We start from the raw sequence: 11,846 nt of genomic DNA, 5'->3' as shown, positions 1-11,846 counted from the left end.
CCCCTTGTGCGGCCGTGCGCCGATCGATGCGCACGTACTGACAGTTATGATCACTAGCGCTGCGTGGGTATGAACCTGCTGGCTGATGTATGGATTTTCCGTTCCCTCGCTCTGTCCCTCGACCGTTTCCCCCACGTTCCCGGGTTCTTGGAGGTGAGCCGCCGTGGCACTCTCGATTTCGGCGGTGGTGCTGCTGGCGATCATCGTCTTCCTGCTGGTCAAGAAGTCGGGGTTGAAGGCCGGACATGCCGTCGTGTGCATGCTCCTGGGCTTCTACCTCGCCTCTTCGACCGTCGCGCCGACGATCAACGAGCTGACCACGAACATCGCGGGCATGATCGGCAGCATCAAGTTCTAGTGCCGCGGCACTAGGCAGGTCCCACAGCCGGTGCCGCGCGGGTCCGTCGGTGCGTCCTCGTAGGGTGGGCGTATGACGGAACTGCCCGCGCGGCGTCTGCTGCTGGTGCACGCGCACCCGGACGACGAGTCGATCAACAACGGCGCGACCATGGCCCGGTACGCGGCCGAAGGTGCCCATGTGACCCTGGTCACCTGCACCCTCGGTGAACGCGGCGAGGTCATCCCGCCCGCGCTCGCCCACCTCACCGGCGCCGCCCTCGGCGAGCACCGGCTCGGCGAACTGGCCGCCGCCATGCGCGCGCTCGGCGTCGAGGACTTCCGTCAGCTCGGCGGCGCGGGCCGCTACCGCGACTCCGGGATGATGGGCCTGCCCGACAACGACGACCCCGACTGCCTGTGGCGGGCCGACCTCGACGAGGCCGCCGCCCACCTGGTCGAGGTCATCCGCGAGGTCCGCCCCCAGGTGCTGGTCACCTACGACCCGCACGGCGGCTACGGCCACCCCGACCACGTCCAGGCCCACCGCATCGCCACGCGCGCCGCCGAACTGGCCGACCGGGAGGGCTGCGGCGTCGCCCGGGTCTACTGGAACCGCGTCCCCCGCTCGGCCGCCGAGGACGCCTTCGCCCGCCTCGGGGACGCGCTGCCCGGCCTGCCCTTCGCCCGGGCCGCCACCCTCGACGACGTCCCCGGCGTGGTGCCCGACGAGCGGATCACCACCGAGGTCGACGGCACCGCGTACGCCGCCGCCAAGGCCGCCGCGATGCGGGCGCATGCCACCCAGATCGAGGTCGCCGAGCCCTACTTCGCGCTCTCCAACGACCTCGCCCAGCCGATCTTCACCATCGAGTCCTACGAGCTGGCCAGCGGCGAACCGGGCCCGGCGGCGGGCGACCTGTTCGCCGGGCTCGCCCTCGGGGAGGCGTCGGCATGAGCGACCGCGGCTCCCTGCTCGCCCAGCCCCTGCACCGGCCGTCCGCCCTGCGGATCGCCGTCTACCTGGGCCTCTTCCTGCTCGGCGCGGTCGTCGGCGGCGCCGGGGCGCTGGTGCAGGCCGCGTGGTTCCCCGGCGGACTGCTGCTCGCCCTCGCCGGCGCGGCCGGGCTCTTCCTCGGCGGGGCCCGCGGGCTCGGCGGCCGGGGCGGGGCGGTCGCGCCCGCCGTGGGGTGGATGGTCGCCGTCGTGCTGCTCACCGCCAGCCGCCCCGAGGGCGACTTCCTCTTCGCCGCGGGAGCGGGCTCGTACCTCTTCCTGCTCGGCGGGATGGGAGTGGCTGTGATGTGCGCCACTCTCGCCACGGGCCGGCAACCGTAGGTCCGGGTCGTCCGACTTCGCAAGTGACGTACCAGTTCGCCGCCCCGCGCTCGTGCGAGTCCCGTGTGGGTTTCCCCAGCGGTCGTGGGATAAGCGCCAGAAGTGGCCAGTATGGTGGTCCCGCCGCCGAGCCTCCCCCAAACCTTGAGTTCCGCTCAAGCCGGGGGGACCCCCTAGCAGAGCGAGGTCGCAACGGGCGGCGAGCCAACCGGGAGAACCTGCCTTGAGTCGTGAAACTGACAGTCCGTCCTCCGGGCCCCACGGGCGCGGCGCGGCCGCCTACCCCTCGGGCACGCCGCCGTACGGCACCCCCATCGGGCCGGGCGGCACCACGGACGCGGGCCGTACGGCCGCACAGCCGGAGGACCGCAAGACCGAGACGACGCTGACGACCCGGATCCGGATCAACATCCCCGGATCGCGGCCGATTCCGCCGGTCGTCGTGCGCAAGCCCGTCGGTGAGACCGAGGACACGGGCCCGGCCGAGGGCGAGACGCCGACCCCGAACGGCGGGGTACCCGGCGCCAGGGGCGGCGCCCCGCGCGCTGACGAGCCGACGGCGAACGGCGGTCCCGGCACCCTTGAGTCCGGCCCGGACACGTCCGGCCCGGGCGCCGGGGAGAAGACCAGCGACTGGTTCGCCCCCCGCAAGTCCCCGGCCCCCAAGGCCGGTCAGGGCGGCGCCCCCGCCAACGGCTCGGCCCCCTCCGGCGCTTCGCCCGCACCGGGCGCCACCGCGCCCCGCCCCGGCGGCGGCCCCGGCCCCGTGGCCACGCCGGGCGCCCCCCGCCCGGGCGGCAGCAACGGCGCCGGGCCCACCGGCGGCCCCGTCGCCCCCGGCCACGGTGGCGGCACCGGCTCCTTCGACGTCACCGAGGCCCTCACCGCGGGCCAGCACCCCACCGAACCGCGCCGCGACGAGCTGCCGTACTTCTCCGACGACGACCCGGCCAGCACCACCGGCCAGCACGCCGTGGACCCGTACGACTTCAGCAGTCCCGGCGCGGCCCCCCGGCACCCCACGGGCCCCACCGGCGGCCCCGTCACCGGCGACGGCCCCCGGATGTCGGCGGCAGGCGGCCCCGGCGCGGCTCCCGGCGCCCCTGGCGGCCCCGTCGGCCCCGGTGGACCCGCCGGGGCCGGTACGCCCGGCGGCGGCCCGCACACGGCCCCTGGCGGCCCCGGCGCGCCCGGCCACCCCGGACCCGGCGGCGGACTGAGCGACGACACCGCGATCCTGACCCCGCAGAAGCCCGCCCCCGAACCCCCCGGCGGCCTCTACGGCACCTCCGCGGACAACGTCTCCGGCAACACCGTCACCAGCGGCATCCCCGTCGTCCCGCCCGCCGACCGCGGCACCCCGCCGTTCGGCGCCGGCGCCCCCGGCGACGGGGCCCGGCCCCCGGCGCCGCGGCCCGGCGCGCCCGCCCCCGCGGCCCCCAGGAAGAAGAAGGGCCGCAACAAGCTCGTCCTGCTCGGCACCGGCGTCTTCGTCATCGGTGGGCTCGCCTACGGCGCCGGGCTGCTGATGAACCACTCCGACGTGCCCAAGGGCACCACCGTGCTCGGCGTCGACATCGGCGGCGGCACCCGCGACGAGGCCGTCAAGAAGCTCGACGGGGCGCTCGGCGACCGCGTGAACAACCCGCTCAAGCTCTCCGTGGGCGGCGAGAACGTCGCCCTCAAGCCGGACCAGGCGGGCCTCCAGTTCGACGCCACGGCGACGGTCGCGGCGGCGGCGGCCAGCGACTACAACCCGGTCTCCGTGATCGGCTCGCTCTTCGGCGACCAGCGGGTCGTCGAGCCGGTCATGCCGGTCGACGAGGAGAAGCTCCAGGCGGCCCTGGAGACCGCCGCGGGCGGCACCGGCTCGGTGACCGAGGGCACGATCCGGTTCGAGTCCGGCAAGGCCGTCCCGGTCTACGGCAAGGAGGGCAAGGGCATCGCCGTCGACCCGGCGGCCAGGGCCGTCGCGGCGGCGTACCGCACCCAGGTGGAGACCGGCACGGCCGCCCCCGTCCAGGTGCCGACCACCGCCAAGCAGCCCACGGTCGGCAAGGCCGAGGTCGACCGGATGATGAAGGAGTTCGCCGAACCGGCGATGTCCGACATCGTCACCGTCCGGACCGACGCCGCGCACTCCATCGCCTTCAGCCCCGAGAACTCCCTGTGGAAGTTCCTCGGCGTGAAGGCCGTCGACGGCAAGCTCGTCGAGAGCTACGACAAGGCCGCCCTGAAGGAGCTGTACGGCTCCACCTTCGACGGCGTCCTGATCACCCGCGCCACCGGCGAGAAGACCGCGGTCACCGTGGAGGACGTCATCGGCGCCCTCCGCCTGGCCCTGAAGAGCACCTCGGACCGCACCGCGGTCATAGAAACGAACCCGAGCTAGGTGTTCGGTCCACGGAGGTTGGTGACAGCGATCACTAACCTCCGTGGACAGCACACCTAGGCGACGCCGGTACCCCCGCGCCCCACAGGGCGCGGGGGACGGTACGACCAGCCGGGTCCGGTCAGTTGAGCCTGGCCCGCGCCACGCGGGCCTGCCGCCGCACCTGCTCCGCCGTCGCCTCGTCCACCGGCGCCACCACCTCGGCGTACGCGTCCAGCTCGGCCGCCCCGGCGAGGAACTCCCCGCGCTGCACCAGCAGCTGCGCCCGCTCGTAGCGCAGCCGCGCCGGGTGCGACGGCAGCAGCAGCGACAGGTCCACGCCCCACAGGGCCACGTCCGACCGCTCGGGCCGGGCGGCGGCCCACGCGCGCACGTTGTTCAGCACCCGCAGCACCACCTCCAGCGGATCCGCGGGCCGCAACATGCCCGGGTCGAGCGGCACCCCCGCCGCCCCCGCGACCAGCAGCTCCGCGTCCGGCCCGGTCAGTACCCGCCCCCCGTCGAACGGATCGGCCAGCACCTGCTCCCCGGCCGTCCCGAGCCCGACGACGAAATGCCCCGGCAGCGCCACCCCGTAGACGTGCGCCCCGGCCCGCCGCGCCACCTCCAGCCACACCACCGACAGCAGGATCGGCAGCCCGCGCCGCCGCCGCAGCACCTCGTGCAGCAGGGACGACTCAAGGCGCTGGTAGTCACCGGGGGAGCCGCGGAAGCCGAGCCGCTCACCGAGCAGCTCCCGCAGCGCCACCGCCCACGCGTGCGGCCCGCCCGGCCGGAACGGCAGCCGCCCCGCCAGCTCGTCCAGCTCCAGCTGCGCGGCGTCGATGCCCGCCTCGTCCAGCGCGCCGTCCGCCACCGCGCCCAGCAGCAGGCACAGCGCCGACAGGTCGGGCCGCTCGGACCGCGCCTCCGCGGCGAACCGCCGCCGCAGCTCCGCGGAGCGCTCGGGGGGCGGGGGGAAGGGGGGACGCATGAGTCAGGTTGCCCTTCTCAGTCGGCGGACGCCCTGGGGTCCGGCTGCCGGTAGTGGTGGTACGCGTGATGCGCCGAGAACCCCATCCCGGCGTACAGCTCCCGCGCCCCCGCGTTCTCCGTCTCGACCTGGAGCCACGCCGCCGACGCGCCCTCGTCGAGCGCCCGCCGGGCCAGCGCGGCCATCACGGTCGTCGCGAGGCCCAGGCGCCGCCGCTCCGGCGCGACCTCGACCGCGGCGAACCCGGCCCACCGCCCGTCCACGACCAGCCGCCCGATCGCGTCCGGCACACCCTCCGCCCCGGGCACACCCTCCGCCCCGGGCACGGCCGCGAACCACACCGAGGGCCCTCCCCCACGCTCGGCTTCGCTCGCGCGGGGGGACCCCCCTCCCAGCACCCGCAACGCCACGTCACTCACGCCCTTGCGCTGGTACCGCGCCAGCCAGGCGTCGTCAGCGGTCCGCGACAGGACGACCCCGCCGGGCCCGTCCCGCAGGTCCGCGACCGGCGCCAGCGCCCCGACCCACAGCTCCGCGGTCACCTCCCGCACCCACCCGCGCCGCTCCAGCTCCGCGCAGAGCAGCTCCTGCGTCCCCGCGCCACCCGTGGCGGTCTGCACGTAGGCGGGCAGCCCCCGGGCGCCGTACCAGCGCCGTACGGCGGTCAGCGCCTCGTCCAGCGGCACCCCGGGGTCGCCGAGCGGCAGCACGGAGTTGGCCCGCCGGGTGAAACCCACCCGTCGCCCGGCCACCGCCCCCCACGGACCCGCTCCGCGCGGCGCCTCCCCGACCGCGGCGCGCAGCTCCCACGCGCCGAGCCGTTCGCTCTCCACCGGCCGCCAGGCCCGCGCGGAGACCCGTGCCAGCTCCTCGTACGACGCGGCGGGCCCCCGGCGCCGGGCGGGCGCGGCGGGCACCACCTTCCCGGCGACCAGCGAGGCCCGCGCGATCGGCACGGCCTCGCCGTCCCGCCGTGTGATGACGAGCACATCGTCATCCCATGATGTGAGAACACCCACCGTGTCGGTGAATTTCCCCTCCGTGCCCGACGCGCCGGTCAAACGCCGTACGGAAACGCGTTTGCCCACGTCAGCGGCGGTAATGCGGACCTCAAGGCGCCCAGCGGCCGACATTTCCACAGGCCAGTTCACCCCTCCTGTTCGGATCATGCCCAGGAACGGAGATACTAGGGGTGGGCATCGACGACGCCGCGCTCCCGCGCGCCAGGCGGCGGAGCCTAAGGAGGCCCGCCAGCGCCCGTATCGAGGAGGAACGACAGCGTGACCTACGTCATCGCGCAGCCTTGTGTCGACGTCAAGGACAAGGCGTGCATCGAGGAGTGCCCGGTCGACTGCATCTACGAGGGCAAGCGGTCCTTGTACATCCACCCGGACGAATGCGTCGACTGCGGTGCCTGTGAGCCGGTATGCCCGGTCGAGGCGATCTTCTACGAGGACGACACTCCGGAGGAGTGGAAGGACTACTACAAGGCGAACGTCGAGTTCTTCGACGAACGGGGCTCCCCGGGCGGTGCCAGCAAGCTCGGACTGATCGAGCGGGACCACCCCTTCATCGCCGCGCTGCCGCCGCAGGCTTCGGGCGAGTAACACCCCAAGCGGCCCGCACCACCGCGCCGCCTCGGTCCCGTACGGCCCGATGACCCCGGTCATCACCGGCGCCGTACGGGACCGAGGCGTTTGCCGTACCAGCGCCCGCACCAGCGCCGCACGAGAAAGTGAGCAGCACCCGTGTCCTCCGTCACCGACCGCCTCCCCGCCTTCCCCTGGGACAAGCTCGCGCCCTACAAGAAGACGGCCGCCGAGCACCCCGGCGGCATCGTCGACCTCTCCGTGGGCACCCCGGTCGACCCGGTCCCCGAGCTGGTCCAGAAGGCACTGGTCGCCGCCGCCGACTCGCCGGGCTACCCGACCGTCTGGGGCACCCCCGAACTGCGCGACGCGATCACCGGCTGGCTCGGCCGCCGCCTCGGCGCCCGCGACCTGACCCACCACCACGTCCTGCCGGTCGTCGGCTCCAAGGAACTCGTGGCCTGGCTCCCCACCCAGCTGGGCCTCGGCCCCGGCGACACGGTGGCCTACCCGCGCCTCGCGTACCCGACCTACGAGGTGGGCGCGCGCCTGGCCCGGGCGGACCACGTCTCCTACGACGACCCGACGGAACTGGACCCGGCGGACCTCAGGCTGCTCTGGCTCAACTCCCCGTCCAACCCGACCGGCCAGGTCCTCCCCAAGGAGGAGCTGACGCGGATCGTCGCCTGGGCCCGCGCCCACGGGATCCTCGTCCTGTCCGACGAGTGCTACCTCGAACTGGGCTGGGAGGCCGACCCGGTCTCGGTCCTGCACCCGGACGTGAACGGCGGCTCCTACGACGGGATCGTGGCCGTGCACTCCCTCTCCAAGCGCTCCAACCTGGCCGGTTACCGCGCCGCGTTCATCGCCGGTGACCCGGCCGTCCTCGGCCCGCTGCTCGAGATCCGCAAGCACGGCGGCCTGATGACGTCGGCCCCGACCCAGGCGGCCGTCGTGGCGGCCCTCGGCGACGACGACCACGTGCACGCCCAGCGCGCCCGCTACGCCGCCCGCCGCACCGCCCTCCGCGACGCCCTGCTGTCCCACGGCTTCCGCGTCGAGCACAGCGAGGCCAGCCTCTACCTCTGGGCCACCCGCGACGAGCCCTGCTGGGACACGGTCGCCCACCTGGCCGGCCTCGGCATCCTGGCGGCCCCGGGCGACTTCTACGGCCCCGCGGGCGCCCGCCACGTCCGTATCGCCTTCACGGCGACGGACGAGAGGGTGGCGGCGGCGGTGTCCCGGCTGTAGCCGTACGGACGGCGGTGGGGCCCAGGGGAGAACCCCTGAGCCCCACCGTCACACGCGGGAGCGAACGGGTCAGCTGACCGGCAGGCCCTGCACCGGCAGCGCGCCGCCCTTGGCCAGCCCGTCCGTGGGCAGCCCACCCTTGGTGGCGGTCCTGGCCGTGTCACCCAGCACGTCCCCGGCGGCCCCGGCCGCGTCACCGGCCGCCTTCTGCACCGCGGGGGTCGCCTTCTTCACGGCCTGACCACCGGTCTTGCCCGCGGCCGGGACCGCCTTCTTGACGGCCTTGCCGCCGGTCTCACCGGCGGCACCGGTGACGCTCTGGGCCGCACCGTCGACGGTGTTGCCGACGTTCGCCCCGTCCAGGGCGGTCAGACCGCTCAGGTTGGGCGTGGCGGGCAGCTCGGGGGCCGCGCTGGCGGAGCCGGCCGCACCGACCCCGGCGGCCGCTCCCGCAGCGACGAGCAGCGCGGCACGGGCGATCCGACGGGTCAGAGGGAGGGACATGGTGCTCCTTTGACGGGAGAGAACAGGTGGAAGGCTGTTGATCGTCCGGGCCCAGACGCAGTGACTACCGCTTGAAACCCGGGAAGGTTGCGGCGGCGCAACGTAAAGAGTTGGCAATGCGTCGCATTATCTGTTGTGGATAAAAACGGGCAAAGGACGCCGTCCCGCGAAGCTGGCAGAACCCTTACATCCCTTTGCTGCCAAGGATTCCGCCCGACACGCGGGTGACAGCGCGCCCACCCGCGCACCCCACCGTCCCCGCACCGCACGGCCAACCCGGGAGGGTGACGCCCCGCACTACTGTCCAGTGACGATGCGGACGGCGCCCGCGGCGCTCCCCGCGCCGCCCGACCCCTTGGCGTCGGTCGCCCCGGTGGTGTGCCACCGGCTGTCGGTGTTCCCGGCGGTCCACGTCCGGCCCGCGTAGGAGACGCTCTCGATGCGCAGGGCGGAGGCGTTGGCGACCGCCCAGTGGGCCAGCTGCCAGCCGCGCTGCTCGACGGTGCGCCCGGCCACGGCGTTGGTGTCCTCGGAGACCGGCACGGTCACCGCCCGCCCACGGGTCTCGGCGGCGAACCCGGTGGCGCCCCCGGCCTCCCGGCCGTCCCCGTCCACCTCGGCGGCGGCCTCCTCCAGCGCGTCCCGCCCGAAGTCCCGCACCAGCGCCGAGCGCACCGCGTCCGGCCCCACGGCCGCCCGGGTCGACGCCGGGCGTCCGTCGCAGGTCAGCGTGGCCCCCGCGCGGCCGGTGAGGGCGGCGGCGAGCAGTGTGGCGTCGGGCTCGTGCTTGGCGTACGCGTGCGGGAAGGCGCTGCGCTGCACGCGCTGCGCGGCCACGGTGAGCGGCAGCCGGGTGTAGTCGGGGACCTTGGCGAGATGGTCGTAGAACATGCCCGCCGCGTACGACGGGTCCATGATCTGCCGCTCGCTGCCCCAGCCCATCGACGGCCGCTGCTGGAACAGGCCGAGCGAGTCGCGGTCGCCATGGCCGATGTTGCGCAGCGCGGACTCCTGGAGGGCGGTCGCCAGCGCGATCGTCACGGCCCGTTCGGGCATCCCGCGCGCTATGCCGACGGCGGTGACCGTCGCGGCGTTGACCGCCTGCTCCTGCGAGAACTCGTACGTCGCTCCCCGGGCCCCGGCCGCGACGACCTTGCAGCCCGGGGCGCCGGTCCCGCCGGTGACGTACTGCACGGCGAGGTAACCGGCGACCGCGGACAGGACCACGAGGGCCGCTCCGGTACGGAAGAGACGGCCGCGACGCTTGCGGGTGGTGGGGGACGGCTCTGGCACGCGATACAAGGTACTGGAGAGTACGGAAATCGGCGGGGGTTAGGGTCGACGCCATGGCCGACACCCCGCTTGACCTCACCCTGGACGCCGCGAAGCTCACCGCGCGGCTGGTCGACTTCCCCTCCGAGAGCGGCACCGAGAAGCCCCTCGCGGACGCGATCGAGACCGCGCTGCGCGCGCTGCCGCACCTGACGGTCGACCGGTACGGCAACAACGTCGTCGCCCGCACGGACCTGGGCCGCGACCAGCGCGTCATCCTCGCCGGGCACATCGACACCGTGCCGATCGCGGACAACGTCCCCGCCCGCCTCGACGACGACGGCGTGCTGTGGGGCTGCGGCACCTGCGACATGAAGTCCGGGGTGGCGGTCCAGCTGCGCATCGCGGCCACGGTCCCCGCCCCCAACCGCGACCTGACGTTCGTCTTCTACGACAACGAGGAGGTCGCCGCCGAGCTGAACGGCCTCCGGCACGTCGCCGAGGCCCACCCGGACTGGCTGGCGGGCGACTTCGCGGTGCTCCTCGAACCCTCCGACGGCGAGGTGGAGGGCGGCTGCCAGGGCACCCTGCGGATGGTGCTCAGGACCGGCGGCGAGCGGGCCCACTCGGCGCGCGGCTGGATGGGCTCCAACGCCATCCACACCGCCGCCCCGATCCTGGCCCGGCTCGCCGCGTACGAGCCGCGCAACCCGGTGATCGACGGACTCCAGTACCGCGAGGGCCTCAACGCCGTACGGATCTCGGGCGGTGTCGCCGGGAACGTCATCCCCGACGAGTGCCTGGTCGCCGTCAACTTCCGCTACGCGCCGGACCGCACGGAGGACGAGGCGATCGCGCACGTCCGTGAGGTCTTCGCGGACTGCGGGGTCGAGGAGTTCGTCGTCGAGGACCACAGCGGCGGCGCCCTGCCCGGCCTGTCCCACCCGGCCGCGGTGGCGTTCATCGAGGCGGTCGGCGGCACCCCGCAGCCCAAGTACGGCTGGACGGACGTCTCCCGCTTCTCCGCGCTCGGCATCCCGGCCGTCAACTACGGCCCCGGAAACCCGCACTTGGCGCACAGGCGGGACGAACGCGTAGAAACCGCCAAGATCCTCGCGGGAGAGGAGCGCCTGCGGGCCTGGCTCACCGCATGACGGCGGGCCCGGTTTACCCGGCCGTAGGGCGGACATGCTCAGGTACCCCGCACGTAACCCGCGTAGATCTACGCTGAGGTGGAACGACGCTCCCCGGTTCTCGGCTCCGCCCGAACCGGGGAGACCCCTATCGGAGGGAGCGCACATGGCTACCGGTACCCCCGGCAAGGACAGGCGGCCTGAGGAGCAGCGCCTGGGACCGGTCCTCCGGCGACGCGGCCAGATCACGGCGAGCACGACGGACCAGCGGCTGCTGGACACCGGCGGCCCGTCGGACTGGGTGCACACCGACCCCTGGCGGGTCCTGCGCATCCAGTCGGAGTTCGTGGAGGGCTTCGGCACGCTCGCCGAACTCCCGCCAGCGATCAGCGTCTTCGGCTCGGCCCGCACCCCGGTGGACTCCCCGGACTACGAGGCGGGCGTGCGGCTCGGCGAGGGCCTGGTCGGCGCGGGCTTCGCGGTCATCACCGGCGGCGGCCCCGGCGCGATGGAGGCCGCCAACAAGGGCGCCCTGGAGGCGGGCGGCGTCTCGGTGGGCCTCGGCATCGAGCTGCCCTTCGAGCAGGGGCTCAACCCCTACGTCGACATCGGCCTGAACTTCCGTTACTTCTTCGTCCGGAAGATGATGTTCGTCAAGTACGCCCAGGGCTTCGTCGTCCTGCCCGGCGGCCTCGGCACCCTCGACGAACTCTTCGAGGCCCTCACCCTCGTCCAGACCCGCAAGGTCACCCGCTTCCCCATCGTCCTGTTCGGCACCGCGTACTGGGGCGGCCTGGTCGACTGGCTCCGCGGCACCCTCGTGGCCGAGGGCAAGGCGGCGGAGAAGGACCTGGCGCTGTTCCACGTGACGGACGACGTGGACGAGGCGGTGGCGTTGGTGTCGAAGGAAGCGGGAAGGTGACTCCCAGCCCGTCCGGCGTCTGAGGACGAGGTCCTTCCGGGTCGATCGCGCTGGCCTCGCCCGCGCAGGCCGAGTTCGGCGGACTGCCGCACCCGACCATCCTCGCCGCGTGCGCGCTGCTCGGCGTCGACGAGGT

Annotated in this window: 12 protein-coding genes; 8 read left to right on the top strand and 4 right to left on the bottom strand. The window is 74.0% G+C overall.

The window, feature by feature from the left end; genetic code table 11:
• Nucleotides 1-163 precede the first annotated feature (163 nt).
• From ABZ659_RS13115 to ABZ659_RS13100, 4 genes are all read left to right on the top strand, one after another.
• Complete coding sequence (locus ABZ659_RS13115) at nucleotides 164-358, top strand: hypothetical protein (protein WP_360217543.1); 195 nt, start codon at nucleotides 164-166, stop codon at nucleotides 356-358.
• 72 nt (nucleotides 359-430) lie between these two features.
• The gene (gene mshB / locus ABZ659_RS13110) at nucleotides 431-1,294 is read left to right on the top strand and encodes an N-acetyl-1-D-myo-inositol-2-amino-2-deoxy-alpha-D-glucopyranoside deacetylase (protein ID WP_360217541.1); all 864 of its coding nucleotides are present in this window, start codon (nucleotides 431-433) and stop codon (nucleotides 1,292-1,294) included.
• Nucleotides 1,291-1,674: a DUF6113 family protein gene (locus tag ABZ659_RS13105; RefSeq protein WP_360217539.1), complete on the top strand. Its 384-nt coding sequence runs from the start codon at nucleotides 1,291-1,293 to the stop codon at nucleotides 1,672-1,674. The genes mshB and ABZ659_RS13105 overlap by 4 nt, the downstream gene beginning before the upstream one ends.
• Nucleotides 1,675-1,897: 223 nt before the next feature.
• The gene (locus tag ABZ659_RS13100) at nucleotides 1,898-4,066 is read left to right on the top strand and encodes a hypothetical protein (RefSeq protein ID WP_360217537.1); all 2,169 of its coding nucleotides are present in this window, start codon (nucleotides 1,898-1,900) and stop codon (nucleotides 4,064-4,066) included.
• Between the two features lie 121 nt (nucleotides 4,067-4,187).
• On the opposite strand, the gene ABZ659_RS13095 is transcribed toward ABZ659_RS13100, so the two are convergent.
• Nucleotides 4,188-5,039 (bottom strand): transglutaminase-like domain-containing protein, encoded by an 852-nt coding sequence (locus tag ABZ659_RS13095; protein ID WP_360217534.1) that lies wholly within the window; start codon nucleotides 5,037-5,039, stop codon nucleotides 4,188-4,190.
• Between the two features lie 17 nt (nucleotides 5,040-5,056).
• On the bottom strand, nucleotides 5,057-6,208 hold the full coding sequence (locus tag ABZ659_RS13090; protein WP_360217531.1) for a GNAT family N-acetyltransferase: 1,152 nt from the start codon (nucleotides 6,206-6,208) through the stop codon (nucleotides 5,057-5,059).
• Nucleotides 6,209-6,319: 111 nt separating this feature from the next.
• On the opposite strand from ABZ659_RS13090, the gene fdxA reads away from it, so the two are divergent.
• Nucleotides 6,320-6,646, top strand: coding sequence for a ferredoxin (gene fdxA / locus ABZ659_RS13085; RefSeq protein WP_360217528.1), 327 nt, complete (start codon nucleotides 6,320-6,322; stop codon nucleotides 6,644-6,646).
• Between the two features lie 141 nt (nucleotides 6,647-6,787).
• Nucleotides 6,788-7,879: a bifunctional succinyldiaminopimelate transaminase/glutamate-prephenate aminotransferase gene (locus ABZ659_RS13080; protein ID WP_360217525.1), complete on the top strand. Its 1,092-nt coding sequence runs from the start codon at nucleotides 6,788-6,790 to the stop codon at nucleotides 7,877-7,879.
• Nucleotides 7,880-7,948: 69 nt separating this feature from the next.
• Here ABZ659_RS13080 and ABZ659_RS13075 read toward each other — a convergent pair whose 3' ends face one another.
• Both ABZ659_RS13075 and ABZ659_RS13070 read right to left on the bottom strand, forming a co-directional pair.
• A complete protein-coding gene (locus tag ABZ659_RS13075) occupies nucleotides 7,949-8,383 on the bottom strand; it encodes an ATP-binding protein (RefSeq protein ID WP_360217522.1) in 435 nt (144 codons plus the stop codon).
• A 297-nt stretch (nucleotides 8,384-8,680) separates the two neighbouring features.
• The gene (locus ABZ659_RS13070) at nucleotides 8,681-9,676 is read right to left on the bottom strand and encodes a heavy metal transporter (RefSeq protein ID WP_360217519.1); all 996 of its coding nucleotides are present in this window, start codon (nucleotides 9,674-9,676) and stop codon (nucleotides 8,681-8,683) included.
• Nucleotides 9,677-9,729: 53 nt separating this feature from the next.
• Here ABZ659_RS13070 and dapE point away from each other — a divergent pair, with 53 nt between their 5' ends.
• Together dapE and ABZ659_RS13060 are read left to right on the top strand one after the other, a co-directional pair.
• Nucleotides 9,730-10,809 (top strand): succinyl-diaminopimelate desuccinylase, encoded by a 1,080-nt coding sequence (gene dapE, locus ABZ659_RS13065; protein WP_360217516.1) that lies wholly within the window; start codon nucleotides 9,730-9,732, stop codon nucleotides 10,807-10,809.
• Between the two features lie 145 nt (nucleotides 10,810-10,954).
• On the top strand, nucleotides 10,955-11,710 hold the full coding sequence (locus ABZ659_RS13060) for a TIGR00730 family Rossman fold protein (RefSeq protein WP_360217513.1): 756 nt from the start codon (nucleotides 10,955-10,957) through the stop codon (nucleotides 11,708-11,710).
• The last annotated feature ends 136 nt before the right edge of the window (nucleotides 11,711-11,846 follow it).

It is taken from the genome of Streptomyces sp. NPDC006997 (assembly GCF_040635175.1).
GTDB lineage: Bacteria > Actinomycetota > Actinomycetes > Streptomycetales > Streptomycetaceae > Streptomyces.
The sequence above is the reverse complement of the archived record's forward strand: the minus strand, read 5'-3'. Positions and strand labels throughout refer to the sequence as shown.

What these genes read in the sequence shown, in the direction of transcription:
- ABZ659_RS13095 (WP_360217534.1), bottom strand. Translation starts at nt 5,039, where the DNA reads ATGCGTCCCCCCTTCCCCCCGCCCCCCGAGCGCTCCGCGGAGCTGCGG.
- mshB (WP_360217541.1), top strand. Translation starts at nt 431, where the DNA reads ATGACGGAACTGCCCGCGCGGCGTCTGCTGCTGGTGCACGCGCACCCG.
- ABZ659_RS13090 (WP_360217531.1), bottom strand. Translation starts at nt 6,208, where the DNA reads ATGATCCGAACAGGAGGGGTGAACTGGCCTGTGGAAATGTCGGCCGCT.
- ABZ659_RS13105 (WP_360217539.1), top strand. Translation starts at nt 1,291, where the DNA reads ATGAGCGACCGCGGCTCCCTGCTCGCCCAGCCCCTGCACCGGCCGTCC.
- ABZ659_RS13075 (WP_360217522.1), bottom strand. Translation starts at nt 8,383, where the DNA reads ATGTCCCTCCCTCTGACCCGTCGGATCGCCCGTGCCGCGCTGCTCGTC.
- ABZ659_RS13060 (WP_360217513.1), top strand. Translation starts at nt 10,955, where the DNA reads ATGGCTACCGGTACCCCCGGCAAGGACAGGCGGCCTGAGGAGCAGCGC.
- dapE (WP_360217516.1), top strand. Translation starts at nt 9,730, where the DNA reads ATGGCCGACACCCCGCTTGACCTCACCCTGGACGCCGCGAAGCTCACC.